The following is a 25,243-nucleotide window of genomic DNA, read 5'->3' as shown; positions in this document are numbered from 1 at the left end:
TAGCCTGTTTGAGTTCTCCTCCATATATTCGCAGCTCCGGTGTTTTTAGAACCCCTAAACAGGGACAAGGAGGACGTTATGTTGGTACGTGTCACGGAAGGCCAGACACCCTTATGGACCCAAGCAACTGAAGTTGTGAGGGAAAAATTTCGCAGCTCTTATAAAGCAACGGTAGAACCCAATCCGCAGTATTTTGCGCTCACCCAAGACGCTGACGAACGCATTCTTTCTTGTGCGGGTATAACGTTTGGCGATCACCGCACACTTTTTTCCGAGCAGTATCTGCCCGAGCCGATAGAAGTGATTCTGTCACGTCGCTTTGAAAAATCGATTGATCGGTCAACTATTGCCGAGATTGGCAGTTTGGTTTCTCACCACCTGACGGCGGGGATCATCATGGTCAACATGATCCCGCTGCTGGCCTGGTGCATGGGCGGCCACTACCTGCTGTGCACGGTCACGCCCAGGGTCCGGGAAATGATGGAGAGCTGCCAGATCGTCTTCGAACCGCTGCTCGTCGCCGACCCGCAGCGCCTGGCCGATGAAGGCGGCAAGAAGTGGGGCAGCTACTACTCGAAACAGCCGGTTACCGGCTTTATCCGCGTCGACCCGCAACGCTCGCGCTTCGCCGCGCTGACCCTCAACACGATGTTCACTCAGTCGATGACCGATTTGCCGGTGAGGGCGCAACCATGAGCCGTGCTTTCATTGCTGATTTGCGCCTGGCCTTGCAGGTCAATCGCCATACGGTCTGCGTCGTCGACTGCGCCGCCGCCGGCCCGGAGCACGGGACGGCCATGACCTATGGCGAACTGGAATACCGTGCGCTGAACCTGGCGGCTGAGTTGCAGCAGCGTTTCGAAGGCGGTGCCCATGGCGAGCGCGCGGTGCTGGGGATTGCCACGCGCAACAGCAGTGACTGGCTGGTGGCCGACCTGGCGTGTCTGTTTGCCGGGATCACCGCATTGCCTTTGCCTCTGGCGTTCAGCCAGTCCCAGGCCGAACACCTAGCCGAGCGCTGTGACGGCTTTCTGGTGGACAGCGCCGGGTTGCGCACATTGAGCGAACGCTGGGGTCTGGATTTCCCCGAGAGCCGTCTGCGCCGTATCGACCAACCGGCCGTGGAACAGCCACTGCTGCGCGGGCCGGACGAGAGCGACTGGATCTGCAAGATCATTCACACCTCGGGCACCACCAGCCGGCCCAAGGGCGTACGCCTGAGCACGGCGGCGGTGGGGGCGGTGTTGGGTTCCCTGCGCCAGGGAATGCCGGCCGATGCTCACCGTCGTTACCTGTCGCTGGTGCCTTTGAGCCTGCTGCTGGAGCAGGTGACCGCCGCCTATTTGCCGCTGCTGGCGGGCGGCACCGTGTATTTCCTGCCGGAGCAGGAGCCGCTGCTGGGCGAGCCGGGTGCCGCACCGCAACGTTTGATCGACTGGATCCTGCGGGTCGAACCCACCGCCCTGACGGTGCCGCCGGTCATGCTCAATCGTTTTTACGAACAATTGGCCCAGGGCGACGAGCAAGGCGAGCGCCTGTCGCGCTACCTGCACTCGGGCGTGCACATCACTTGCGGCGGCGCGGCAGTCAGCGTCGATATCCTCAATGCTCTGGCCGAGGACGGTATTCCCGTCTTCCAGGGTTACGGCCTCTCCGAGAATGCCTCGGTGGTCAGCATGAACACCGCGCAGCACCAGCGCCTGGGCAGTGTCGGCAAGCCGCTGCCCCATGTGCAGGTGCGGATCGGCGCCGACCAGACCATCGAGGTCAAGAGCAGCTCGCTGTTCAGCGGTTATTCGGGCCTGGACCCGAGCGCCTGTTCGATGTCCGACGACGGTTGGATGGACACCGGCGACCTCGGTGAGCTGGATGCCGACGGCTACCTGTATGTCCGCGGCCGCAAGAAGAATGTGATCTGCCTGCCCAACGGCCGCAACGTCAGCCCGGAGCAGGTGGAGCTGGAATACCGCGAATACCCGGGTGTTCGCGACGCCGCGGTGTTTTTCGATGACGTCCATGGCCTGGTGGCCTTGCTCTGTGTCGAGGCGCAACCGGACCGTGCCGAGCTGGCCAGCTGGTCGGACCGGCGTTTCTCCGATATCGAGCGCCCGAGCCGCCTGTGGTTGCTGACCAAGGACGACCCACTGCTCGAACAGCTCTATACCGTCACCGGCCGCCCGAAGCGCGCCGATATCGCCACTGTTTTTTCCAAACTGCAAGGGAATGCAACTGATGAACTCGCCTGCCTATCACTCTGAAAATCCCGACGTCTCGATTATCGAGTCACGCCACTTCGCCAGCCTGGGCAAGCCCGAGCTGTATGACTTGCTGGGGCACTACGGTGTCGTCCTGTTCCGTAACTGCATCCACACGGCCGAGGACTTCAGTGCCTTTGTCCGCCTGAACAGCTCGCGGCTGAGCCTGGACCCGGCGCGGGCGATGGTCGGTGGCGCGGCCCAGTTGGTGGATGCCGGTCGCGATGCGATCGGCCTGCATTGCGAGAATGGCAACTCGCCGTTCTGGCCGGACATTACCTGGTTCTATTGCCAGGAAGCCCCGCGCAAGGGCTCGCAAACCACCTTGTGCGACGGCGAGAAAGTCCTGGCGAAGCTGTCGCCGGCGTGCCGCACGTTCTTCGAGGAAAACCCGATTCGCTACAGCCGCACCGTCGCCGGCGATAAATGGCGCCGCTTGGTTTGCCATTATTCGTCGACGCTGTCGGACCCGGCAGCGGTGGTCATCGGAGACCTGATGCAGATCGTCGGCGATGACCCGCAGACGCTGATTTCCTTCAATCCGGCCGATGACTCGATTCACTACGCGTTCAGCACCTCGGCGATTCTGACCTCGGCGTTCAGTCAGCGTCCGGCCTTTGCCAACAGCATCCTCGGCCCTTCCTTCAACTATGAAGTACCGGTGATCGACACGGTGTCCGGGGCGCCGATTCCCGGCGAGTTCCTGGTGGAGATCGCCGCGGTAACCGCCCAGGAAACCTACCCGGTCGGCTGGCGCGACCACGACATGGTGATGATCGACAACCGTCGGGTGATGCATGGTCGCGAAGCCATCGTTGACGAGCGTCGTCGCATTTTCAATGCCCTGAGCTACCGTTGAGACCTTTTTATGAAAACCCATAACAAACAAATCATCACCGGTCAGTACGAGACCTACACCGACGGCAACGGTCGCCAGATCGTCGACCTGAGCGGCGGCTTCGGTTTCCAGGTCCCCGAGGTCATCGAGGCGGTCAGCCGCCAGGCCGGTGTCATGGGCCTGTCCAACCGGGTGCTGATGTCCGAGCCGCTGATTGCCCTGTGCCGCACGCTGGCCGAGCACCTGCCCCAGCCCTTGGTCAGCTCCTACGTGTGCAGCTCCGGTGACGAAGCCTTCGAAGGCGCCTTGAAACTGTGCAAGGGCCTCAAGCCCAAGCGCAACACCGTGGTCTTTATCCAGGGCGGCGATTATGGCTCGTTGAGTTACGGCCGTTGCCTGAGTGCGTCGCAGGATTACCAGGAGATCCAGCGCTTTCTCGGTTTCGAGCGGGTGGCGATCAGCCAGGTCACTGACCTGGACAAGGTCGATTGGGCCGACTGCTTCGCGGTGTGCCACACCAGCACGGTGATCGATGCAAACGGTCGCCTGGGACTGATCGAACAGGCGCTGCTCGATCAGCTCTATGCCCGTGCGGCCAAGGCGTTGGCCCCGGTCATTGCGGTGGATGTGCAAAGTTGCCTGGGCAGCCTGGGTCAGTTGTTCGGTTTCCAGCGTTACCAGAACACCCCGGATATCGTGGTGCTGGGTGGCGCGTTGGGCGGTGGCGCGATTCCCATCGGCACCTACACCTGCTGCGAACAGATGGCCTATCAGGTCTATGGCCGCAGCAGCCCGGCAAAACATGGCAGCACCACGGCCGGTAATCCGATGGCCTGTGTCGCCGCGCTGACCGCGCTGGAGTATGTGCGCAAACACGACTCGGCCAAGCAATGCGTGGAGAACGGCCGGCTGCTGGCGCAGACACTGGCCTCGGTCGGTGCCGTCGCCTGCGGTGCCTGGGTCAGCCTGCCGCTGCCCCGCGATCTCAAGCCGGCCGAGCTGTGCGAGACGTTGTATGAACGTGGCGTCTACGTCACGCCACCCCGTGGCGGCGAGTTGATCTTGCGTTGCCCGATCACCGCGCGTTCCGAACCCATCCAGCGTGCCGCCCAGATTATCAAGGAGACTTTCAGCCATGTCCTTAACCGTGCCGCATGAGCAACTGCTGGATGATTGCCAACGTCATTGGAGTGCCTCGGCGGCCAAGCTCTATCGCCTGGGCAAGACCAGCGTCGAACAGCACACCGATGGCATCTATGTCACCGACCACGCCGGCAAGCGCTTTATCGACTGTGCGTGCAGCTATGGGGTGTTTATCGTCGGCCATCGCAATCCGCTGGTGCGCGAGCAGGTGCAGAACCAGCTGAACCAGATGGCCTGGGTCCCGGAGGGGCGCGTACACCCGTTGCAGGATACGTTGTCCGAGCGTCTGCGGGCGTTGGTGCCGGGTGAGTGGGGCGATGTGCAGTACATGGTTTCGGGCGCCGAAGCCATCGAGCAAAGCCTGCGTTATGTGCTCAAGGTGCAGAAGCACCGGCAGGGCATCGTGGTCATGGGCGACTCCTACCATGGCAAAACCCTGGCCGCGATGAGCATTCTCGGTCAGCAACAGCATCACAGCAGCTACGGCACCCATGCGCCCCAGGTGACCTATGTGCCGTACGGCGATTTCGCCGCCTTGCAGAAGGCGGTGGGCGAGGGCGTGTGCGCGGTGTATGTCGAGCCGATCCTCGGTGGCGCGCATTTGCAGGTGCCGCCGGTGGGCTACATGGCCAATCTCCGCGCCCTGTGCGACGCCACCGGGACCTTGCTGATCGCCGACGAAATCCAGACCGGGTTTGGTCGTTGTGGCAAATGGTTCGCCGTGCAGTACGACGATGTGGTGCCGGACATCATGATCCTCTCCAAGGGTCTGACCGGTGGCTACACCTCGTTTGCCTGCGCGATGTACAGCCAGCGTCTGAGCACCCAGTTCCCGCTGCTGGAGATCGAGCCGGACCAGCGCACCAATGGCGGTCATCCGGTGGCCTGTGCCTCGGCACTGGCGGCGATCGATTTCATCGAGCAGAACAACCTGGTCGAGCAGTCACGGATCAATGGCGGCCTGCTCCGTCATGGCCTGCAACGGCTGGCCGAGCGCTACCCGCAGATCGTCGAGGATGTGCCGGGCGTGGGGCTGATGACCGGCTTGCGTTTGCGCGGTTCGGTCTATGAGGCCTTGATGAGCATGGAGTTGGGCAAGCGTGGCATTCATGCCGGGCATTCGATGAATGAAAAAGCCAGTCGCCCGGTGTTGCGCTTCTATCCGCCGCTGAACATCACTCCCGAGGCGCTGCGGCATGTCCTGAGCATGACCGAAGAAGCCCTGGAGGCGATTGCGCGCCGGCCGAAGCTGGGCGTCAAGGCGTTTTCCCTGGTGGTCAGGAACATGTACCAGATCCCCAACAAGCTGTTGCGCAGCAAGGGGGAGCGATGAGTCTGTTCAATCCGGACACCCTGACCTTGCGGGAAATGGCCGGCCTGCTGCGTCGCGGCGCGCTGACCAGCGTCGAGTTGCTGGAGTTCTACCTGCAGCGTATTGCCGAGCGTAATACCTCGATCAATGCGCTGATCCAGCTGGAGTCGGTCGATGAGCTGCGCCGGCAGGCCCGGGAGGCCGACGAGTTGGCCAGTATCGGCAAGCTTCGCGGGCCGCTGCACGGGGTTCCGCTGACCATCAAGGACGTCTGCCATGTACGTGGTTTCCGCATGTCGCGGGGGCTGGAGGAGCTGCTCGGCGAAGCCAGCGAGCAGGACGCCACGGTGGTGGCGCGGCTGCGCGAAGCGGGGGCGATCATCCTCGGGATCACCAATGTGCCCGAGCTGTGCATGGCCTTCGAGACCGAGAACCTGGTCTATGGCCGTACGCTCAACCCCTACGATGCGCGGCGCTCCGCCGGGGGCAGCAGTGGCGGCGAGGCGGCGGCGATTGCCGCCGGCTGCTCGCCGGCCGGGCTGGCCTCGGATGCCTGCGGCAGCGTGCGGATTCCGGCGCACTTCAATGGGATCTGCGGCCTCAAGCTGACCCAGGGCCGGGTGCCTTTGACCGGGCAGTTTCCCAATGACCGTTCCGGGCTGTTCCACCTGACGTCGGCGTTTGGCGTAATGGGGCGTTATGTCGACGACCTGGCGCTGCTCGGGCCGCTGATCAGTGGTGCCGACGGACAGGACCCGGACACCGTCGATGTGCCGTTCACCGAGAGCAGGCCTCTGGCCGAACTGCGTGTCGCGCTGTCCTGGGAGTCCACCCGGACTCAGGTCAGCACGGCGGTGAAGCAGGTGCTGCAACGGGTCGAGTCGTGTTTGAACAGCGTGGTGGCGCAGGTCAGCCCGGCGACACCGCCGATGCTCGAGGAGGCTTGTGATGTCCTGTGGCGGGTGTTTATCACCGGCGGGGATGCCGGGCGGGGTTGGAAGCGGCTGTTCCAGGCCATGAACAAGAAGACCTATACACCGGCCACGGCGGAGTTGGTGCGCCTGAGCGAAGAGGTCGAGCTGAGCGTGGACGAGGTGAAGCGGGACTGGATCGCCATCGACACGTTCCGCTACCAGTTGGCGAAGTTCTTCAATGAACATGACCTGTTCATTTGTCCGGTGTTCCCGGACGTGGCCTTCGCCCACGGTGAGTCCCTGGACGATCGCGATCGTTATGCCTTCGTGTTTCCGTTCAGCCTGTCCGGTTCGCCGGCGGTGGTGATCCGTGCCGGTCATGACCCGGCCACCGGGATGCCGATCGGCATCCAGATAGTCGGTCCGCATTGGCAGGAAGAGCGCTTGCTGGCCGTTGCTGCGTTCCTTGAGCGCAAACTGCAGCAGTGGGCCCCGGTTGTTCCTGCCGGGGCGGCGATTGGCTGAGACTGTTCAAGCCATGACGGGTTTGGCGCTGCGACTGCTGATGACCAGCGCCAACATCCCGAGACTCACCAGCACGGCACCGGCGGCTTCGATCAGCGTCGGTTGCTGTCTGAGCCAGAACCAGTGAAACAAGGTCACGAACAGGGTGTTCAGGTAGACGTAGGAAATCACGGTGGACGGGGCAAGCACCCCGATGGCCCGATGCAACAGCCAGAAGGTCGCCAGCGTGCCGAACAGCGCCAGGTAGACCAGCCAGAACACATCCCCTCCCGTCAGTTGCGCAGCGCTGCGCCACCCCCCGCTGAACAGGCAGAACGCCAACAGGAACAATGCGCCGAAGAGCATGTTCCAGAAGGTCATGGCCACCGGATCACGGCCCTTCAAGGTCTTGGCCTTGAACCGCTGGCTCAGGGGCGAATAGAGCGCCATCGCCAGGCAGCCGACACCAAAGACCAGCACCGGATACAGCGCGGGCAGTTCCCCCGGGGCCGAACCCTTGAGAATCAGCAGTACGGCACCGACCGCCGCGGCCAGCATGGGCAGCAAGCGGGTTTTCAGGTTGGGGCTGGGCAGCAGGAAGACTTCGAAGCACAACGTCATCAGCGGCACCAGGGTGTACAAGGTCGCGGTGTTGACGGCGCTGGTGTAGCGCAGGGCTTCGAACAGCGAGCCAAAATACGTTGCCAGCAGCAATCCCAGCACGGCATGGGCGAGCAAACCCCTGACCGATAATGGCGAGTGGTTTTTCAACAGTAGCAGCGGCAGGAACAGCAAGGCTGAAAACAGCAGGCGTAACCCGGTCAGCAGGATCGGGTCTATCGATTGGCCCACCTCGGCGGCGGCGAAAAAAGACGCGGCGATCAGGATCGCCCAGATCAACATGCCCCAATGAGCGGAGGCAAAACCGGTTTGTTTCATGAGTTCCCCAGGAGTGGGTGCGCAGCACCCTGATGGCCGGGTTGGCCGAGATGCACGGGGCAGTGCCCCGACGGCATGCTGGGCCGACACTGGCAAAGGAAAGGATCGACGATGTCGTGAGTCGAAGCGGTCCTTTCAAGGCAGGCTGATCAGCCAGTGAGGAAGCCTTGAAAGGACCGTCGATGACTATTGGATGTGTTGTGCGTAGTGCTTGGGGTTGAAGCGCAGGACGATCACGATCATCACGGCCATCACCGCCGCCAACGACCACCAGGCCCACTCGAAACTGCCCAACTGGTCACGAATCACCCCGGCAATCAGTGGCGAGAGTCCGGCGATCAGATAGCCGATGCCTTGGACGAAGGCGGTCAGGCCACCGGCACGGCGTGGGTTATCCAGGTGATCGAGGGAGACGATCAGGCTCATCGGGAACAATCCGCCGATACCCAGACCCAGCAGACACGGCCAGAGCAGGGTGAAGCGTTCCGGACTGAGGATCAGCCCGCAGAAGCCGGCGATGATCAAGACCAGCAATACCGCCAGCACCAGGCGTCGGTCCTGGCTGCGGTTGGCAATTGCCGGGGTGACCAGGCCGGAGATCACTTCCATGGCGGTCAGCAGGCCCAGCAACAAGCCGGCGCTTTGTTCGCTCCAGCCTTTTTCCACATAGTAGGGGGCCAGCCAGGCCAGTACGCAGGTGTAGGACGCGGTGCCGAGACCGAAGAAGATCGCCAGCAGCCAGGCCCGTGAGTTGCCGAAGAACGACTCCTGTCGGGTGTTCGTCGAGGTCTGTGGCAAGTGTGGCACCGCCGAGCGCTGGCCGAACCAGACCACCAGGCCCACCAGCGCCAGCAGCCCCCAGATGGCCAGGCTGATACGCCAACTCCCGGTCTGGGCCAGCACGAACGGCGAGAAGGAGGCCGCGATGGCCGCACCGCCCATGATCGAGGTCACGTAGACGCCCATGAACAGCGACACGTTGTTGCTGAAGCGTGACTTGATCAGTGCCGGCATGACCGCCTGAATCAGGGCGATGCCGAGGCCGGCCAATACCGCGCTGAGGATCAGCTCGACGGTGCTGTCCAGGTACAGCCGCGAAGCCGTTGCCAGACCGATGATCAGCAAGGACAGGACGATGGTGCGGTGTTCGCCGAAGCGCTGGGCGATGCGCATCCCGAGGAACATCGCCAAGCCCATCGCCATGACCGGCAGCATGGTCAACAGCGAGGCGGCGCTGAAACTCAAGGGGATATCCCCGCGAATCGCCGATAAGAGCGGCCCGACCGCAGCCATGGACGGCCTCAGATTGAGGGCGACCAACACCACACTGACCATCAACCATGCGGCGTGGGTGCTTGAAGCTCGAACATTTTCCATTTGTGAGCCTTAGTTAACAAAGCTCTGATTAGGCCATCCCGGGTAGGTTGAGGCAATTTGATAAATAGGCTGGGGTATCGAGAAATTAGGATTCGGCCTTTTCCGGGGCCGAGAGTTGCCTGGCGTGCAGCGGGGTTTCGCTGGCGGCTGAATGAAGTTGACGGTACGCCGTTACCAATTGATCCAGGCTGAACGCGCGATTGCGCCCACTGGGATTGGGCAGCACCCAGACGGCGGCGTTGCCAAAGGTTTTTGACTGCAGCCCCCAGGCTACGTCTCGTTGGCCGGATAACCCGCCGTACGCGGCTTTGCCGAGAAAGGCCACGAAGCGGGGCGCATAGCGGGCGATCTTGTGTTCAAAGTCTGTGGCGATGGCGGTGAAGTCGGCTGGAGACAGCTGATCCGCACGCGCCGTGGGCCGTTCAACCACGGCGGTCAATCCACAGCCATGTTGCAAAATCGTCCGATCGTTTTCCGGGCGGATTTCCTCCTGGGTAAAACCGGCCAGATGCAGCGTGCGCCAGAAGCGATTGCTCCGGCCCGCAAAGTGATGCCCCTGGGCGGCCGCCAGCAGTCCCGGATTGATACCGCAGAAGATCACCGCCAGACCTTCATCCAGAATGTCTTCGAGTTTTTCACCCACCCCACACCTCACCAGACCGGCGGTTGCCGGGCACTTTATTCAAGCTCATCCGCAGATCACCTCGACGGCATTGCGTGCCAGCTCCGTCAATTCCGCACGGGATTTACCCGCCCGGGCCCGTATTGAAAGGCTGTGCAGCAGGGATGCGGCGAGTACGGCAAGTGCGGCCGGGTTGGCATCGCCATTCAATTCGCCGGAATCGACGGCCAGTTGCAGACGCACTTCGAGATCGGTGTCGAGCTGGTTGAGGCGATCGGCAAGCAGGTCGCGTATTTCACGGTCTTCGGCAGCTTCGGTGGTGGCCGTGCCGATCACAAAGCAGCCCCGTGGCTGACCGTCACCCGAGAAATAGATCGACAACTGCCCCTCGTAGAAACCCAGCAATGCCTCGCGCAAGGTCAGCGTGCTGTCCGTCAGCGCCGCGTGCACGGCGGCGGCGGCCTGCGCCCAATACTGCTCAAACGCCTTGATATAGAGGGCGTGTTTGTCACCGAACGCCGCATACAGGCTGGGGCGGTTCATGCCGGCCGCCGTGGCGATGCTGTCCAGCGATGCGCCGGCATAGCCGGTGCTCCAGAAAACCCCGAGCGCCTGCTGCAACGCTGTCTGCGGGTCATACGCGCGGGGCCGGCCGCGGCCTTTGCCCTCGGTAACTTTATTTTGTGCCATATTGTATAAAAATCCTTGAGTGGAGCCCGTCATGGGCATATTCTTACACCATCGCACAAAATTAAGGAACCAGAAGTTCCTGGATTACAGGTTTGTTGTGGCGGAGCTCGAACCGGGCAGCGCTGCGATGAAACAGATGCGCTGGAGTCACCCTCCAGACCGAGCATGGACTGCTTTCTCACAGCCAATTTTGATCTCGGGCCCCAGGTGGTTTTGTGGGCCCGATTTCCCGGTTAAAGGTGCATTCGATCATGACTCAACCGTTCGACATCCCCGCTTCACAGACCTTCGAGCACCCAGGGCCGAACCCGATCCGCAAACCACTCAAGGAGATATTACGGCCCTTGCTGATGGTCGGTGTCCCGCTGCTTTTCGCGGCGCTCGGGTATGCCCGTTATCTGGCCGGCGAGCCCTATGTCTCGACCGATAACGCCTATGCCCGGGTGGCGAAGGCCTCTATCAACGCTCGGGTTTCCGGGCAGGTGGTGGAAATTGCCGTGGAGGACAACCAAGCGGTGCGCAAGGGTCAGGTGTTGTTTCGGATCAATCCGGAGCCGTTCCAGATCGCGGTTAACCGGGCTGAAGCGCAACTTAACCTGGCGCGGCTGCGTATCCAGGGACTCAAGGCCAGCTACCGCCAACAGCAGGCCGAACTGCAATCGGCCAGAGAGTCGGCCGGCTTCGATCAAAAGGAGTTCACCCGCAAGCAGGCCCTGGTGGCGACCGAGTTTGTCTCGCGTTCCCTTTATGAGCGTGCGGACACCGACCTTAAAGTGGCCCGGCAACACGTGGCCTCTATCGAACAACAGATCGCCAGCACCGTTGTTGCGTTGAACGGCAATCCGGATATCGACGTCGATCGCCACCCGGCGATCCGTGAGGCCAAGGCCCAGCTTGACGAGGCGCAGCTCTATCTCTCGTACGCGACGGTGTATGCGCCGGATGATGGGGTCGTCGCCAAGGTCGATGATTTGCAGGTGGGCAACTACGTCAGCAGCGGGGCGCCGGCCTTTGCGCTGCTGTCTCGGCGGGTTTGGGTCGAGGCCAACTTCCGCGAAACGGAGCTGACCCATATGCATCCAGGCCAAGCCGCGACGATCAGTCTCGATACCTATCCGGGCCACGCCTTCAAGGCCCACGTGATCAGCATGAGCCCGGGCGCCGGCGCGGACTTCGCACTGTTGCCGCCGGAAAATGCCACCGGTAATTGGGTCAAGGTGGTCCAGCGGGTTCCGGTTCGACTCGAACTCGATCAAGCCGATCCGGATTTGCCGTTGTTCTCTGGCACCAGCGCGACGGTCAAGGTCGATACCGGTTATCGCACTCCTTGGTGGCACCCGCTCAAGGCGCTGTTGAGCGCGGGGATTGAGTCATGAACGCCAATGGTGAGGAGGGCACGCGTACGCTGAGGTTTGCCGTGCTGTTCGTGACCTATATGCAGTCGGCGAGCCTGCCGCTGCCGAATGCAGTGCTCAGGTTTATCCAGGGCGCCTTGTCGATGAGCGACGATCAGGCGGGTTGGGTGTTCACCTCCTACCTGGCGGCGAGCGCGATCACCCTGCCGTTGGCGCAATGGCTCGCCGGGCGCTATGGCTTGAAGGCGGTGTATCAAGCGGCGATAGCCTGTTTCGCCGTCGGTTTGCTGCTCGCCACCCAGGCAACCACTGCGCTGGCGTTTGTCGGCGCTCGTATTGTCCAGGGCGCGGCAAGTGGCGTATTGGCACCGCTGTCGATGGCCATTGCCCTGGAGACGTTGCCGCCGGCACGACGTGGGAACTTTGGCTCGGTATGGACGGCCATTGTGTTGCTGGGCATCGTCAGTGGTCCGAGTCTCGGTGGCTGGCTTGGCGAGTTCTACGGCTGGCGCTCGATCTTCTACATCAGCCTGCCGTTGTCGGCTTTTATCTTCCTCGTGGTGACGCTTTTGCTACAGGAGAAGAAGGCCGAGAAACGCCCGTCCTTTGATTTCTTCGGCTTCGGCTGCTTCACGCTGGGCATGATCGGGCTGCAAATGCTGCTCGACCGAGGAGAGCGCCTGGAATGGTTTGCCTCACTGGAAGTCTGGCTGGAAGCCGTGGCCTGTGCCACGGGGTTCTATCTGTTCGTGGTGCATGTGCTGACCGCCAAGGTGCACTTCCTCAGCAAGGGCTTGTTCCGCGACCGCAACTTCGTGCTGTCGACCGTGATGTTTTTCGCATTGGGTTTTGTGCTGCTGTCGACCATGGCGCTGACCTCGCCGATGTTGGATGAACTGCTGGGGTTTCCACCGGACACGACGGGCTTTCTGACGATACCGCGCGGCGTAGGGCTGGTCGGTGCGTTCCTGCTGATGGGCCGTGTGGCCGAGCGTTTCGACCGTCGAACCTTCGTGGCAGCGGGCATTGCCCTGGTGATCTATGCCAACTGGCTGATGCTCGGTTACTCGCCGTTGATGGGCTGGTGGCCGGTAGCGCTGGCGGGTGCGCTCCAGGGCGTCGGGCTCGGTGTGTTGATGCCGGCTCTGGGCAAAGTGGCGTTCAGCACCCTGGACCCGAAGCTGCGCCCGGAAGGGACGGGCTTCTTCAATCTGGCCCGTGTCTACGGCAGCACGATCGGCGTGGCGGTGGTGCAGGCCAGTTTCTTCAACAACACGCAGGCGATGCATTTGGCGCTGGTCAGCCATCTGAGCGCGTATCGCGTGGCGGCCTCGACGTCTTTGCCGGCATTGGGCGCGCTCAACGAAATGATCACCGGCCAGGCGGCCTTCATCGCAATCATCGACCAGTTCAAGCTTTTGATGTGGGCGATGTTGCTGGTGAGTCCGCTGGTGCTGCTGCTTCGCAAACCCGCACCGATCAACTAGTTTTCGTGGAGTCTGGCAAATGAAACCCAATGCATTCGTCCTCAACGGACACTTGTTTCCTACGACGGTCGGTGCGCTGTCGGCGGCTTTTTTCCTGTCCGCCTGTACCGTCGGGCCTGACTACCAAGCGCCGTCGCAAAGCCCGTCGCAACACTATGACCAACAGGCCGAGCTGGGACTTGCCCAAGGCGGCAATATTGAGCTGGGCAAGCAGGTCAACGGTGACTGGTGGTCGGCCTTTCAATCACCGAAGCTCGACCAGGTTGTCCGCCGGGCAATCGCTGGCAATCTTGAACTGGTGGCGGCTGACGCGACTCTCCGACAAGCCGCTTCGTCCGTGGCCGCGGCGCAGGGCGCGCTCTATCCGCAGGTCGATTTTGCCGCCCAGGCCGGTCGCCAGCGGGTTCACACTGATGCCCAACCCTCGGTGGCCAATTTCTACAGCATCGGGCCGCAGGTGGGTTTTGACCTCGATGTGTTCGGCGGTAATCAGCGGCAGGTCGAACAGCAGGTGGCCCTGGTCGATCTTCAGCAGCATCGCTACGAAGCGGCGTACCTGACCCTGACCGGTAACGTTGCCCGCCAGGCACTGTTGCTGGCATCTGCCAACGCGCAGAGGGCGGCGGTCGAGAAACTGCTGGCCAATGACAGCCGCAATCTCGAACTGGTGCGCATGGCCCACCTTAACGGCAGCACCACGCAGATCGATGTTGCCCTGGCCGAGACGCGGCTGGCGCAGGATCGCACGCTGTTGCCACCTCTGGATCAGCAGCGCGATGCGGCACGTCACGCGCTGTCGATTCTGGCCGGGAAGGGCCCGGCTGACTGGGTCGCACCTGACTTCGAGCTGGCCGAATTTGTCTTGCCGGCCAGTGTACCCGTCAGCTTGCCTTCGGAAATGGCCCACCAGCGGCCCGATATCCTGCAAGCCGAGGCTGACTTGCACAGGGCCAGTGCCGCCGTGGGTGTCGCGACCGCCAATCTGTATCCCCATGTCACGCTTTCCGCGTCCCTGGCGCAGGCGGCTTCCGGCAATGGCGGCGCCGCGCTCTGGGGCTTCGCGGCGGGGTTGGCGGGGCCGATCTTTGACGGTGGAACGCTCAAGGCTGAACGCCAGGCCGCGGTCGACGGCTACAAGGCGTCCCTCGCGGGCTATCAGCAGACCGTCATCCAGTCGTTCGGTCAGGTCGCGGACACGTTGCAGGCCATCCACCACGACGGGCAGGAAAACCTTGCGCAAGGGGACGCGCTGCGCGCCGCCGAAAGCAGTTTGCGCTTGAACCAGCAGGCCTATGCCCTGGGCGAGAACAGCACCCTCCAGGTGCTGGAGGCCGAGCGAGCCTATGAGCAGGCGCTACTGGGACAGATCCGCGTGAAGACCGCGCAGTACCTCGACACGGTGCAGTTGTTCGTGGCGCTCGGCGGCCATTGCGTGGGTGTTTTTGATTCGCGGGTGGCTGATCGCTAAGCGCGGCAGCCTTCACACCCGGCGTCAAGCCATTGATCAACCGTTGCTGTGCTGAGCCCTTTCTGCGTTTGGGCCGGCATCCGCGCATTTTATAAACGGTCACTTGCGTGTGGCCCCTGGTAATGGAGTAAAGACATGACCTATCACGATGCTCTTCGCGACACCCGGTTTCCCATTGTTCACGGAACGGGTGAAATGCCGGCCGTTGGCTTTGGCACGTTGTTCCGCGACCTCTCGGTGACCACGCCCGCCGTCAAGGCGGCATTGGAAGCCGGTTTTCGCCATTTCGATTGTGCCGAGCGTTATCGCAACGAGGACGGTGTCGGCGTTGCTCTGCAGGAGGTTTTTCAGGCTGGTAAGGTTCGGCGAGAGGAGGTGTTCATCACCACCAAATTGTGGAATACCAACCATCGTCCCGAGCGCGTCGAAGCGGCGTTTACCGCCAGTTGCCGACGGCTTCAGGTGGATTACCTCGATTGTTATCTGATCCATACGCCCTTCGCCTTCCAGCCCGGTGATGACCAGGACCCGCGAGACGAGCAGGGACAAGTGATCTACGACTCCGGCGTCACCCTGATCGAGACCTGGAGGGCGCTTGAGCGCCTGGTGGATGAAGGGCGCTGCAAGTCCATTGGTTTGTCCGATATCACCTTGGACACCTTGAAAGCCCTGGTGGCCGTGGCGCGGATAAAACCGGCGGTCGTGCAGGTTGAATCCCACCCGTATCTGCCTGAATGGGAACTGCTCGAGTTTTGCCAGCAGCACGGCATTATCCTCCTGGCGTTTGCGCCACTCGGGCATGGCATGGAGCCTAACGTGCTGGAAGAGCCGGTGATTACCGGGATCGCTCAACGTTTGCAGAAGACCCCGGCGCAAGTGACATTGGCCTGGGCGGTACAGCGAGGCGTGGCTTTTCTGACCACCTCTGCGACACCGAACCATATCCAGGAGAACTTCGATATCTCCACCTTGCCGCAGCGGGCCATGGTTGAGATCCGGGAAGAGATCAGCACCCGCATCCGCTTCAACTCGGTGGTTGAAACCGGAGTGCCCGGGTTTATTCCTCGGAAAAAATGACCCGTGAGCGGGGTCGGCTTTTGCAGGGCCGTCTTTCTTTGCACGGGCGCGGCTTCAGCTGGGCCGGTGATATTTTTACCGCCTGAAAAAGACAACGGCCCCAGATCAGGGGCCGTTGTTTTTTCGCGAGAGACAGGCGTCGAGCGGCTTTATTCGGTGGTCCGCTCATGATGGCTGGAAACGAACTGCTTGAAGCGCTCGGTGGGCAAGCCTTCGAACAGTTCCGTTGGCGTGCCCTGGACGTCGATCAGGCCGCCGTGCATGAACACCACCCGGTTGGACACGTGGCGGGCAAAACCCATTTCGTGGGTGACCACCAGCATGGTACGGCCTTCTTCGGCCAGGGAACGCATCACCCGTAGCACCTCGCCCACCAGCTCAGGGTCAAGGGCCGAGGTGGGTTCGTCGAACAGCATGACCTGGGGGTTCATCGCCAGTGCACGGGCGATGGCTACCCGCTGCTGCTGGCCACCGGACAGGTGCGCCGGGTAATAGTCGCGGCGATCGTACAGGCCGACCTTGTGCAGCAGGGCTTCGGCTTCTTCGACGCATTCGGCGCGGGAACGCTTGAGCACGCGCATCGGGCCTTCAATGACGTTCTGCAGCACGGTCATGTGTGACCACAGGTTGAAGCTCTGGAACACCATGCCCAGGCAACTGCGCATGCGCTCGACCTGGCGGGCGTTGCTCGGAGTCTGGCGACCGTCGGCGTGCTGCTTCATCTCGATCACTTCACCGTTGACGGTGATGATGCCTTGATCGGGGGTTTCCAGCAGGTTGATGCAACGCAGGAAGGTACTTTTACCGGAACCACTGGCACCGAGGATCGAGATCACATCGCCCTTGTGGGCCTCCAGGGAAATACCCTTGAGGACATGGGCGCTGCCGAAGGATTTCTGAATATTGCTTACCGACAGGGCTGAAGCGGACTGAGTGCTCATGGCAGGCTCCTTATCAAATCAGGAATGGGTGGGCAGCGAAGGCGCGGCTTTCTTGATCGCGTCCACTGGCCGCTCACGCAGGTGCGGCGAGAGGCGATACTCGAGCCAGGCGACAGCGCGAACCACCAGGAAATTCAGCACCAGGTAGATCAAGGCCGCGCAAATGAACACTTCCATGGTGCGATAGGTGCGCTGGATGATCTGTTGCGCGACGCCGGTGACGTCCCACACGGTGACCAGGCTGGCCAGCGCCGTGGACTTGACCAGCAAGATGGCTTCGGTGGAGTAGGCCGGCAGGGCCTGGCGCAGGGTGACCGGCGCAATGATCCGGCGCAGCAGTTCCCACGGCGACATGCCGACGGCCTTGCCCGCTTCGATCTGCCCCTGTGGCACGCTCAGCAGCCCGCCGCGAATGATTTCGGCGGTATAACCGGCGGTGCACAAGGCCAGGGAAACCACCGCGCAGCCATAGGGTGATTTGAGCAGCACCCAGGCGAAGCTGTCGCGAATGGCCGGGAACTGGCCCAACCCGTAGTAGATCAGGAACATTTGAATCAGCAGCGGCGTACCGCGAAACAACATGATGTAGAAGCGCGCCGGGTAGCTGAAGAACCACCAGCGGCTGACCCGCAGGCTGACGATGCCGACGGAGAGGGTAAGACCGATCACCAATGAGCAGAAAAACAGCGTCAGCGTTGTGGGCAACGCTGCCAGCAGTTTGAGCATGGTGTCAGCGAGGAACGGAAAATCGATCATAAGTAGTCCTTCCGACTCGAACTAGACTGGGCTGCGCTGCTGCGTGCGACGCACGCGAGCCTCGGCGATGTTGAACAGCCGACCGGACAGGCCAGTGAGAACCAGGTACACGATGCCGCCGATGATGTAGAAGGTGAAATATTGTCGCGTCGAGCCCGCTGCCACCTGGCTGGCACGCATCAACTCCACCAGGCCGATGACTGAGATCAGCGCGGAGTCCTTCAGGCTCATCTGCCAGACATTGCCCAGCCCGGGCAGTGCAAAACGCAGCACCTGGGGGATCAGAATCCGTTTGAAACGCATGGCCCGGCTCATGCCGATGGCCAGCCCGGCTTCCAGTTCGCCCTTCGACACCGCGAGAAAGGCGCCCCGGTAGACTTCGGCCTGATAGGAGCCGGAAATCAGCCCGACCGCCAACGCGCCGACGAGAAACGGTGGTACGTCGATATAGCCTTCACCGCCGAACCAGTGGCCAACGGCGGTGACGACACTGGCACCGCCAAAGTAGAACAGGTAGATCACCAGCAATTCAGGGATGCCCCTGAACAGGATCGAATACAGGTCCCCGAGCCAGCGCAGGCCGCGCTGCCGGGATAGCTTGGCCGCAGCGACCAGACTGCCAAATACCGCCCCCACCAGCAAAGCCGCCAGGGTCAATATCACGGTCATGCCCGCTGCCTTGAGCAGCGCCATTCCCCAGCCTGAGTCTCCAAAACTGAGTAGCTGCAAGAGGTTCATAGAAGGTCCCACTTAGGATGAAGGTTAAAGCAGCCCGACAACGGTGACGTTGCCGGGCCATTCAAAATCATTGCTTAGGCGTGAGGTCTGCCTTGAACCATTTTTCGCTCAATTTCTTGATCGTGCCATCCGCCATGGCTTCCTTGAGGGCGGCGTCGAACTTGGCTTTCAGCTCCGGGTCTTTCTGACGGAAGCCCAGGGCTTCGCCTTCACCCCAGATCGGGCCTTTGATGACCGGGCCGGTAAAGACCAGCGGTTTGTTCTCTGGTTTGTCCATGACCGAGTTGAAGAAGGTCACGTCATCGAACGCGACGTCGATACGGCCGGCCAGCAGGTCGAGAATGGCTTCGGCGGAGCTGCCGTACTCGCGAATGGTCGCGACATCCTTGAAGTTTTCATCAATGAACGGGGTGTAGATGGTGCCGGAGGCAATCCCGATGGTTTTGCCTTTGAGGGCCTTGCGCAGTTCTTCAACGCCGGCCCGGACTTCCTTGGCATCGGTGCCCAGGGTGATGGCTGATTCGACACCGCTTTTGCCTGGCAGCAGATCGGCTTTCAACGAAACGAAGCTGGCTGGGGTCTGGGCATAAGGTACCGAGAAGGCCATGACCTTCTGGCGCTCGTCGTTGATGACGATGGCGTCCATCAGCACGTCGAACTTACCGGCATTGAGGCTGGCGATCATCCCGTCCCAGTTCTGTACGACGACGTTGCACTTGAGCTTCATGCGCGGGCAGATGACATCCATCAGTTCCGGTTCGAAGCCACCGATCTTTCCGCCTGGAAGTGTCAGGTTCCAGGGCTCGTAGGCACCCTCGGTGGCGATATTCACCGAGGTCCACTCTTTGGCCTGGAGTGCCGGGGCACAGGCCAGAACCATTGCACTGAGCGCTACAGAACCCAACCAGCTTGATTTCTTCGACATCTTTATACTTCCTGCCTAATCAATGGAGTGTTGCGAACTGATCCGGCTCAGGCCGAATCTCCAATGCTTGTCCGTACAACGGTTCTTGTGCGGGCAAGACAAAACCCTAAAAGCCAACCTGCTAGTTAAGCCGGTTAATTCGCACCCATAACGGTTTCAGCCTGGATAGCTGGCCCCTCTCCATGTGCCCTGGTCCGACAGATCAGCCTGTGATCATCGGCAGGTTCAAGCCTTGCTCTTTCGCGCAGTCGATCGCGATCTGGTAACCCGCATCGGCGTGACGCATCACCCCCGTGGCCGGGTCGTTGTGCAGGACGCGGGCAATCCGCTCGGCTGCTTCGTCGGTACCGTCACAGACGATCACCATGCCCGAGTGCTGCGAGAAGCCCATGCCGACGCCGCCGCCGTGGTGCAGGGAGACCCAGGTCGCGCCGCTGGCGGTGTTGAGCAGGGCGTTGAGCAGTGGCCAGTCGGACACGGCATCGGAACCATCCTGCATCGACTCGGTTTCACGGTTCGGGCTGGCTACCGAACCGGAGTCCAGGTGGTCACGGCCGATCACGATCGGTGCCGACAGCTCGCCGCGACGCACCATTTCGTTGAACGCCAGACCGAGCTTGGCGCGCTGACCCAGGCCAACCCAGCAGATACGCGCCGGCAGACCCTGGAAGCTGATGCGCTCGCGGGCCATGTCCAGCCAGTTGTGCAGGTGGGCGTCGTCCGGGATCAGTTCCTTGACCTTGGCATCGGTCTTGTAGATGTCCTGCGGATCGCCCGACAGAGCGGCCCAGCGGAATGGACCGATGCCACGGCAGAACAGCGGACGGATATAGGCCGGGACGAAACCCGGGAAGTCGAAGGCGTTTTCCACGCCTTCTTCCTGGGCCATCTGACGGATGTTGTTGCCGTAGTCGAAGGTCGGGATGCCTTGCTTCTGGAAGTCGAGCATGGCCTTGACGTGCACGGCCATCGACGCCTTGGCGGCCTTCACCACGACGGCGGGTTCGGTCAGGGCGCGGGCACGGTACTCGTCCCAGGTCCAGCCGGCGGGCAGGTAACCGTTGAGTGGATCGTGGGCGCTGGTCTGGTCGGTGACCATGTCCGGGCGCACGCCGCGCTTGACCAGTTCCGGGAGGATTTCAGCGGCGTTGCCGAGCAGGGCGATGGAGATCGCCTGGCCGGCAGCGGTGTACTTGGCGATACGCGCCAGGGCGTCGTCGAGGTCGGTGGCTTGTTCATCGACATAACGGCTGTTCAGGCGGAAGTCGATGCTGACTTGCTGGCATTCGATGTTCAGCGAGCAGGCGCCGGCCAGGGTCGCGGCCAGCGGTTGCGCGCCGCCCATGCCGCCCAGGCCCGCGGTCAGGACCCAACGACCTTTGAGGTTGTTGTCGTAGTGCTGGCGACCGGCTTCGACGAAGGTTTCATAGGTGCCCTGGACGATGCCCTGGCTGCCGATGTAGATCCAGCTGCCGGCGGTCATCTGGCCGTACATGGCCAGGCCCTTGGCGTCCAGTTCGTTGAAGTGTTCCCAGGTCGCCCAGTGTGGCACCAGGTTGGAGTTGGCGATCAGCACGCGAGGGGCGTTGCTGTGGGTCTTGAACACGCCGACCGGCTTGCCGGATTGCACCAGCAGGGTCTCGTCGTCATTCAGGTTGGTCAGGCTTTCGACGATCTTGTCGTAGCATTCCCAGTTCCGCGCAGCCCGGCCGATACCGCCGTAGACCACCAGCTCCTTGGGGTTCTCGGCCACTTCCGGGTCGAGGTTGTTCATCAGCATCCGCAGCGGCGCTTCGGTCAGCCAGCTTTTCGCGGTCAGCTTGTTGCCACGGGCGGCGCGGATTTCAACGTCACGGCGCTTTGTAGGCTTCTGGGTATTGTCAGTCACGAAAAAACTCCTCTGCGATCAATCCAAACCAGCCCAGGCAGTGGGCGAGTGAGCTTGTGTGGGACGTCCCTCACAAGCGGAAACCGGTTCTGTGTAGCGTTCAGTGGCAACTTATACGCACACACATTTACTTGTACATACAAGCATATGCAATCAAGCGGCCAACTTATGCGGTCGTCGCTCAATAAAACTCGGAATTTTGCTGAGAAGCCCTTGAGACAAGGCTTTGGCGGGAGTAGTTTTTTTCCTGAGGGATTTTGCGACGGTGTTACGACTGTTACCTGAGCTGGGAATTGCGCCACGTTGGGGCGCTCGGTGACAGTTTGAGAGATGTTAGTGCGCGCTGGGAAACGACTGGGAGGGGGATTTGGGGGACAGGAATGGGGCGCGTGACACTGGAAACCGGGTCAGACCTCAAGGCCAGCCTTCAGTCGTCGGGATGCTGCGAAACGCACCCCGATAACGGCTGAAAGGCCGCCTTGGTCTGGCGCTTTTACTTCAGGTGTTTCTGCACCGTGGCCAGAATCTCACCACTGCGCACCTGTTCGGTAACACTCACCATGTCCTGATAGAAGGCCCGATCATGCTCGGCGACCGGCACACGGCTGCGCACCAGGTCATAAACCGCCTTGGTTACACTGGATGCCTTGTGCACATCATGGAAGTCCAGGGCCTGGCAGCCCACCAGCAGTTCAATCGCCAGCACCGACTCGAGCTTTTCAGAAACCTTGTAAGCCTTGATCGCGGCGTTATACGCCAGGCTGACCAGATCTTCCTGGTTGGCGCAGGTCGAGAAGCTGTCAACAGAGGAGGGGAATGACAGTGCCTTCATTTCCGCATACAGGCCGGCGGCGGTGTACTGGAGGATCATGTAGCCGCTGTTGAGGCCGGGGTTGCGAACCAGGAAGGCCGGCATTTCACTGAAGTGCGAGTTGACCATGCGGTCGGTACGACGCTCGGAAATCTTCGCCAGGTTGGCCAGCGCCACACACAACGAGTCCGCCGACATGCCGATGTAGCTGCCGTCGAAGTTGGCCCCGGAGATGGCAATGCCGTCGCCGTCTTCCAGCGGGAAGATGATCGGGTTGTCGCCCGAGGAATGGATTTCGTTTTCGATATTTTCCCGGGCGTGATCGATGAAGCGCTTCGACGCGCCGTGCACCTGGGGAATGGCTCGCAGGCTGTAGGCGTCCTGCAACCGGTAGTCGATGTTTTCGGCGATCAGTTGGCTGTCATGCAGCATCGCCTTTATCTCCCTGGCGGTTTGCGCTTGCTCCTTGTGTGCCTTGATCGAGTGATAGAGCGGGTCGAAGGCGCGAATCGTGCCTTTCAGTGCTTCCAGCGAAAGGGCGGCGGCCACGTCGGCCAGGGAGGCGGTCTGCATGGCGTTATAGAGGGCCAGAGTCGCGATGGCGGTCACCGACATGGTGCCATTGAGCATGGCCAGGCCTTCTTTGCACTGCAGGTCGGTCGGTTGCAGGCCGACCTGTTCCAGCGCGGTGGCGCCATCGACCCATTCGCCGCCATTGACCCGGGCTTTGCCCTCGCCAAGCAGGACCAGGGCCAGGTGCCCTTCGACGGCCAGATAGCCCACCGAGCCTTCGCCTGGCGCAAACGGCACGACTTCGTTGTTGAGCAGGCCGGCAATCAACTCCAGCAATTCCAGACGGACCCCGGAAAAGCCTTTGCCCAGGCTGATCAGCAGCATCAACTGGATCGCCCGGACCTGCTCACGCTTGAGCGGCTCGCCCACCGCGACGGCGTGGGAGCGGACGATATTGACCTGAAGCTCCTTGGCATTCTGCGGCGAAATCACATGCCGAACGTTATCGCCGAACCCGGTGGTCACCCCATAGACCAGGCGATTCTCATCGAGAAAACGCTCCACCAGACCCCGGGATTTTTTCACCCGGTTCTTGTAGCTCTCGGCAAAGGACACCTTGGCGGAATAACGGGCTACCGCGACGAACTCTTCGATGGAAGGTTCTCTGTCGCCAAGAACGACCTGAGTGATCTGCTGAGGATGAGCTTTCATTGCGAACTCCCGAGAAACGAAATAATTGAGGAGGCTGGACCAGCCAGACCATCGCCCGATTGAGCGTGGGAGAAGGCTAAAGCGATTTATAGATGAAGAAAATATGGCAATTTCTGTCAGTTTTAATAGAATTTCTAAACTTAAACAGGCCTTCGAGAAGGTGCATCACCATGAGCCGTTTACCGCCCCTGCGAGCCCTCCAGGTATTTGAAACCGTCGGCCACTGCGGCGGCATATCCCAGGCGGCTAAACGCTTGAACCTTTCCGTGGGCGCGGTGAGCCAGCAGATGAAGTTGCTGGATGAGGCCTTGGGCATGAGCCTGACGGTCAAGGAGGGACAGCGCCTGCGGTTGAATGCCATTGGCCTGCGTTTTCATGCGCGTTGTTCTGCCGCCTTTGAAGAGTTGCGGGCTGCGGTTTCCGAAGTCGAGCGCTCGAAAAATCCCAACAACCTGTATGTCAGTGGCCTGCCTTCGCTGATGACCAAGTGGCTGGCGCCCCTGACCTACGAATGGCAGCACGGGCATGGGGATCTCGACATCTATCTGGACAGCACGTTGGCGGATACGTCAGAGGAGGAAAATGCCGACTTTCGGATCGGCTATGGCGAACCTGGCCAATATCCGGAGCATAGTGCCGTGCTGTTTCGCGATTGTGTGGTGCCGGCCTGCTCACCTGGGCTGTTGGGCGTTCCAGGCTCTCCGGGGCGGGTGGAGCAGGCCGCTGACCTGCTGCAATACCCGCTGATCCGTATCGATTCGCGACCGAAATTCGACTCACCGCCCTCATGGGACGAATGGTTCGAGCGGGAAGGCGTCAGCGTCGAGCAGGCGATTGTCATCCGCCGTAGTTTTTCTTCGTCGAGCATGGCGATTCAAGCCGCCATCGATCATCAAGGCGTGGTGCTGGCGCAGTTCTCGATGATTTCCCGCGACATTGATGAAGGGCGTCTGGTCATTCCCTGGGGGAGCGCCATGGTACTGCCCTCGCCCTACTACCTGAGTTGGCACCCCAATACGTTGCAGAAAGCTCAGTGCCGGGCCTTTCAGCGCTGGCTGATGGGGCGGGGCAGGGCGCAAGAGGACATTACCCGCTCGTTGATAGCAGCACCGCCCCTTGGCAATCAGTGAAGGGAAGACACGCTGATTGCCGTCTCTCACGGGGACTTTAGAGCCTGATCTGCTTCAGGGATCGATTGATACGAACACAATCAAAGGTGGTGGGATCAAAGTCGTTATCGCCGAACCATTCCAGCACGTTTCCATGCTCGGGGTGGCCGGCGTCGTGCAGGGCCGTCAGAAACTCGTCATAACCCAGCATGCCGCCAATATCTTCCGGTGGCCGGGCGTTGGCGCCGTCGATGCAGTAGGGCAATTGTGGGCAGACATCAGCCGGTATGATTTTCTCCAGCCGGATCAGGTGCTCCCAGCCATCGCTGAAATCATAGACATAACGCAACGTCTGTTTGCCTTGCAGGGCGCTGATCAGCGTCTGGCGTTTCTCCACAATGACCGGTGGCTTCCAGCCGGTGTCGGGCGTTGCAACGTCGTAGCTGTCACCGCTGATTTCAAATTCGTGAAGGTGCGTGCCCGTCCAGCCCATTGTCGCCTGAATGACCTGGTGCAGATTACCCAGGGTGATGCTTTCGGGGACCGCTACCTGACGCCAGATCGTGGGTGTTATCCACTTCAATTCAATACGCAGGATCAGCACACGGTCGGTTTGGGGTGTCGGCAATTGGGCAATCTGGGTCATGAGTCAGGCAGCCTCTCGAGGTCAATGAAGGGGCGAGCGATACCAGCAATCGCCCTGATGCTTCCTTTAAGTCATCCACTTCAAGTGTTCAGTCTCGGGAGTATCCGTTGTAGGAACTTGATTGATGGACGCCATACTCCGATGGTAGCGACGTTGTTCATCGACGAAAATCAGACTGCAAGGACACGTTTGGTGTGAAACGTCCTACAGTTGCGGGCGGTATT

Annotated in this window: 22 protein-coding genes; 11 read left to right on the top strand and 11 right to left on the bottom strand. The window is 61.2% G+C overall.

Annotated features, from left to right (window positions below):
* The first annotated feature begins 78 nt into the window (after nt 1–78).
* Genes HX866_RS13220 through HX866_RS13195 form a run of 6 tightly spaced genes read left to right on the top strand, consistent with a single transcriptional unit; the run spans nt 79 to nt 6,987 of the window.
* Nucleotides 79–696, top strand: coding sequence for a thermostable hemolysin (locus HX866_RS13220; RefSeq protein WP_177092214.1), 618 nt, complete (start codon nt 79–81; stop codon nt 694–696).
* Nucleotides 693–2,258 carry an AMP-binding protein gene (locus HX866_RS13215; protein WP_177139958.1) on the top strand — a complete coding sequence of 522 codons (1,566 nt, stop codon included), beginning with the start codon at nt 693–695 and terminating at the stop codon, nt 2,256–2,258. Before HX866_RS13220 ends, HX866_RS13215 begins: the two co-directional genes overlap by 4 nt.
* Nucleotides 2,233–3,114: a TauD/TfdA family dioxygenase gene (locus tag HX866_RS13210; RefSeq protein WP_177092212.1), complete on the top strand. Its 882-nt coding sequence runs from the start codon at nt 2,233–2,235 to the stop codon at nt 3,112–3,114. The genes HX866_RS13215 and HX866_RS13210 overlap by 26 nt, the downstream gene beginning before the upstream one ends.
* Before the next feature lie 9 nt (nt 3,115–3,123).
* A complete protein-coding gene (locus tag HX866_RS13205) occupies nt 3,124–4,251 on the top strand; it encodes an aminotransferase class III-fold pyridoxal phosphate-dependent enzyme (RefSeq protein WP_177139957.1) in 1,128 nt (375 codons plus the stop codon).
* Nucleotides 4,229–5,569, top strand: a complete 1,341-nt coding sequence (locus tag HX866_RS13200) for an aspartate aminotransferase family protein (RefSeq protein ID WP_177092210.1) — start codon at nt 4,229–4,231, stop codon at nt 5,567–5,569. Before HX866_RS13205 ends, HX866_RS13200 begins: the two co-directional genes overlap by 23 nt.
* On the top strand, nt 5,566–6,987 hold the full coding sequence (locus tag HX866_RS13195; RefSeq protein WP_177092209.1) for an amidase: 1,422 nt from the start codon (nt 5,566–5,568) through the stop codon (nt 6,985–6,987). Before HX866_RS13200 ends, HX866_RS13195 begins: the two co-directional genes overlap by 4 nt.
* Nucleotides 6,988–6,993: 6 nt before the next feature.
* On the opposite strand, the gene HX866_RS13190 is transcribed toward HX866_RS13195, so the two are convergent.
* The 4 genes from HX866_RS13190 to HX866_RS13175 form a co-directional block, all read right to left on the bottom strand.
* On the bottom strand, nt 6,994–7,905 hold the full coding sequence (locus tag HX866_RS13190) for a DMT family transporter (protein WP_177092208.1): 912 nt from the start codon (nt 7,903–7,905) through the stop codon (nt 6,994–6,996).
* A gap of 186 nt (nt 7,906–8,091) precedes the next feature.
* A complete protein-coding gene (locus tag HX866_RS13185; protein ID WP_177092207.1) occupies nt 8,092–9,282 on the bottom strand; it encodes a cyanate transporter in 1,191 nt (396 codons plus the stop codon).
* Between the two features lie 85 nt (nt 9,283–9,367).
* Entirely contained in the window at nt 9,368–9,925 is a 558-nt protein-coding gene (mug, locus tag HX866_RS13180; protein ID WP_177139956.1) for a G/U mismatch-specific DNA glycosylase, read from the bottom strand.
* A 45-nt stretch (nt 9,926–9,970) separates the two neighbouring features.
* Entirely contained in the window at nt 9,971–10,594 is a 624-nt protein-coding gene (locus tag HX866_RS13175) for a TetR/AcrR family transcriptional regulator (RefSeq protein WP_177139955.1), read from the bottom strand.
* Between the two features lie 251 nt (nt 10,595–10,845).
* Between HX866_RS13175 and HX866_RS13170 the strand changes: the two genes are divergently transcribed.
* The 4 genes from HX866_RS13170 to HX866_RS13155 all read left to right on the top strand — a co-directional run bounded on the left by HX866_RS13170 (nt 10,846) and on the right by HX866_RS13155 (nt 15,981).
* Nucleotides 10,846–11,970, top strand: coding sequence for an HlyD family secretion protein (locus HX866_RS13170; protein WP_177139954.1), 1,125 nt, complete (start codon nt 10,846–10,848; stop codon nt 11,968–11,970).
* Complete coding sequence (locus tag HX866_RS13165; protein ID WP_177139953.1) at nt 11,967–13,436, top strand: DHA2 family efflux MFS transporter permease subunit; 1,470 nt, start codon at nt 11,967–11,969, stop codon at nt 13,434–13,436. The genes HX866_RS13170 and HX866_RS13165 overlap by 4 nt, the downstream gene beginning before the upstream one ends.
* Nucleotides 13,437–13,455: 19 nt before the next feature.
* Nucleotides 13,456–14,904, top strand: a complete 1,449-nt coding sequence (locus HX866_RS13160; protein WP_177139952.1) for an efflux transporter outer membrane subunit — start codon at nt 13,456–13,458, stop codon at nt 14,902–14,904.
* Between the two features lie 135 nt (nt 14,905–15,039).
* Nucleotides 15,040–15,981 (top strand): aldo/keto reductase, encoded by a 942-nt coding sequence (locus tag HX866_RS13155; RefSeq protein ID WP_177092201.1) that lies wholly within the window; start codon nt 15,040–15,042, stop codon nt 15,979–15,981.
* A gap of 149 nt (nt 15,982–16,130) precedes the next feature.
* Here the strand turns inward: HX866_RS13155 and HX866_RS13150 are convergent, their stop codons facing one another.
* From HX866_RS13150 to HX866_RS13125, 6 genes are all read right to left on the bottom strand, one after another.
* On the bottom strand, nt 16,131–16,922 hold the full coding sequence (locus HX866_RS13150) for an ABC transporter ATP-binding protein (protein WP_121138835.1): 792 nt from the start codon (nt 16,920–16,922) through the stop codon (nt 16,131–16,133).
* An 18-nt stretch (nt 16,923–16,940) separates the two neighbouring features.
* Nucleotides 16,941–17,678 carry an ABC transporter permease gene (locus tag HX866_RS13145; protein ID WP_177092200.1) on the bottom strand — a complete coding sequence of 246 codons (738 nt, stop codon included), beginning with the start codon at nt 17,676–17,678 and terminating at the stop codon, nt 16,941–16,943.
* A gap of 21 nt (nt 17,679–17,699) precedes the next feature.
* A complete protein-coding gene (locus HX866_RS13140; protein WP_305729591.1) occupies nt 17,700–18,371 on the bottom strand; it encodes an ABC transporter permease in 672 nt (223 codons plus the stop codon).
* A gap of 112 nt (nt 18,372–18,483) precedes the next feature.
* Nucleotides 18,484–19,248 carry a transporter substrate-binding domain-containing protein gene (locus HX866_RS13135; protein WP_371316777.1) on the bottom strand — a complete coding sequence of 255 codons (765 nt, stop codon included), beginning with the start codon at nt 19,246–19,248 and terminating at the stop codon, nt 18,484–18,486.
* A gap of 295 nt (nt 19,249–19,543) precedes the next feature.
* Nucleotides 19,544–21,229 (bottom strand): urocanate hydratase, encoded by a 1,686-nt coding sequence (hutU, locus tag HX866_RS13130; protein WP_177092197.1) that lies wholly within the window; start codon nt 21,227–21,229, stop codon nt 19,544–19,546.
* A gap of 493 nt (nt 21,230–21,722) precedes the next feature.
* A complete protein-coding gene (locus HX866_RS13125) occupies nt 21,723–23,264 on the bottom strand; it encodes an HAL/PAL/TAL family ammonia-lyase (RefSeq protein WP_177092196.1) in 1,542 nt (513 codons plus the stop codon).
* A gap of 170 nt (nt 23,265–23,434) precedes the next feature.
* Here HX866_RS13125 and HX866_RS13120 point away from each other — a divergent pair, with 170 nt between their 5' ends.
* Nucleotides 23,435–24,394, top strand: a complete 960-nt coding sequence (locus tag HX866_RS13120; protein ID WP_177104879.1) for a LysR substrate-binding domain-containing protein — start codon at nt 23,435–23,437, stop codon at nt 24,392–24,394.
* Between the two features lie 37 nt (nt 24,395–24,431).
* Here HX866_RS13120 and HX866_RS13115 read toward each other — a convergent pair whose 3' ends face one another.
* Nucleotides 24,432–25,019: a plasmid pRiA4b ORF-3 family protein gene (locus tag HX866_RS13115; protein ID WP_177092194.1), complete on the bottom strand. Its 588-nt coding sequence runs from the start codon at nt 25,017–25,019 to the stop codon at nt 24,432–24,434.
* Nucleotides 25,020–25,243 lie beyond the last annotated feature (224 nt).

The sequence above is a fragment of the Pseudomonas gingeri genome, from assembly GCF_013386165.1.
Lineage (GTDB): Bacteria > Pseudomonadota > Gammaproteobacteria > Pseudomonadales > Pseudomonadaceae > Aquipseudomonas > Aquipseudomonas gingeri_C.
This window is presented reverse-complemented; position numbering and strand designations above follow the sequence as displayed.

Excerpts from the sequence above, each read along its gene's own strand:
- HX866_RS13220 (WP_177092214.1), top strand. The coding sequence starts at position 79 with ATGTTGGTACGTGTCACGGAAGGCCAGACACCCTTATGGACCCAAGCA.
- HX866_RS13215 (WP_177139958.1), top strand. The coding sequence starts at position 693 with ATGAGCCGTGCTTTCATTGCTGATTTGCGCCTGGCCTTGCAGGTCAAT.
- HX866_RS13210 (WP_177092212.1), top strand. The coding sequence starts at position 2,233 with ATGAACTCGCCTGCCTATCACTCTGAAAATCCCGACGTCTCGATTATC.
- HX866_RS13205 (WP_177139957.1), top strand. The coding sequence starts at position 3,124 with ATGAAAACCCATAACAAACAAATCATCACCGGTCAGTACGAGACCTAC.
- HX866_RS13200 (WP_177092210.1), top strand. The coding sequence starts at position 4,229 with ATGTCCTTAACCGTGCCGCATGAGCAACTGCTGGATGATTGCCAACGT.
- HX866_RS13195 (WP_177092209.1), top strand. The coding sequence starts at position 5,566 with ATGAGTCTGTTCAATCCGGACACCCTGACCTTGCGGGAAATGGCCGGC.
- HX866_RS13190 (WP_177092208.1), bottom strand. The coding sequence starts at position 7,905 with ATGAAACAAACCGGTTTTGCCTCCGCTCATTGGGGCATGTTGATCTGG.
- HX866_RS13185 (WP_177092207.1), bottom strand. The coding sequence starts at position 9,282 with ATGGAAAATGTTCGAGCTTCAAGCACCCACGCCGCATGGTTGATGGTC.
- HX866_RS13175 (WP_177139955.1), bottom strand. The coding sequence starts at position 10,594 with ATGGCACAAAATAAAGTTACCGAGGGCAAAGGCCGCGGCCGGCCCCGC.
- HX866_RS13170 (WP_177139954.1), top strand. The coding sequence starts at position 10,846 with ATGACTCAACCGTTCGACATCCCCGCTTCACAGACCTTCGAGCACCCA.
- HX866_RS13165 (WP_177139953.1), top strand. The coding sequence starts at position 11,967 with ATGAACGCCAATGGTGAGGAGGGCACGCGTACGCTGAGGTTTGCCGTG.
- HX866_RS13160 (WP_177139952.1), top strand. The coding sequence starts at position 13,456 with ATGAAACCCAATGCATTCGTCCTCAACGGACACTTGTTTCCTACGACG.
- HX866_RS13155 (WP_177092201.1), top strand. The coding sequence starts at position 15,040 with ATGACCTATCACGATGCTCTTCGCGACACCCGGTTTCCCATTGTTCAC.
- HX866_RS13150 (WP_121138835.1), bottom strand. The coding sequence starts at position 16,922 with ATGAGCACTCAGTCCGCTTCAGCCCTGTCGGTAAGCAATATTCAGAAA.
- HX866_RS13145 (WP_177092200.1), bottom strand. The coding sequence starts at position 17,678 with ATGATCGATTTTCCGTTCCTCGCTGACACCATGCTCAAACTGCTGGCA.
- HX866_RS13140 (WP_305729591.1), bottom strand. The coding sequence starts at position 18,371 with ATGGCGCTGCTCAAGGCAGCGGGCATGACCGTGATATTGACCCTGGCG.
- HX866_RS13125 (WP_177092196.1), bottom strand. The coding sequence starts at position 23,264 with ATGAAAGCTCATCCTCAGCAGATCACTCAGGTCGTTCTTGGCGACAGA.
- HX866_RS13120 (WP_177104879.1), top strand. The coding sequence starts at position 23,435 with ATGAGCCGTTTACCGCCCCTGCGAGCCCTCCAGGTATTTGAAACCGTC.
- HX866_RS13115 (WP_177092194.1), bottom strand. The coding sequence starts at position 25,019 with ATGACCCAGATTGCCCAATTGCCGACACCCCAAACCGACCGTGTGCTG.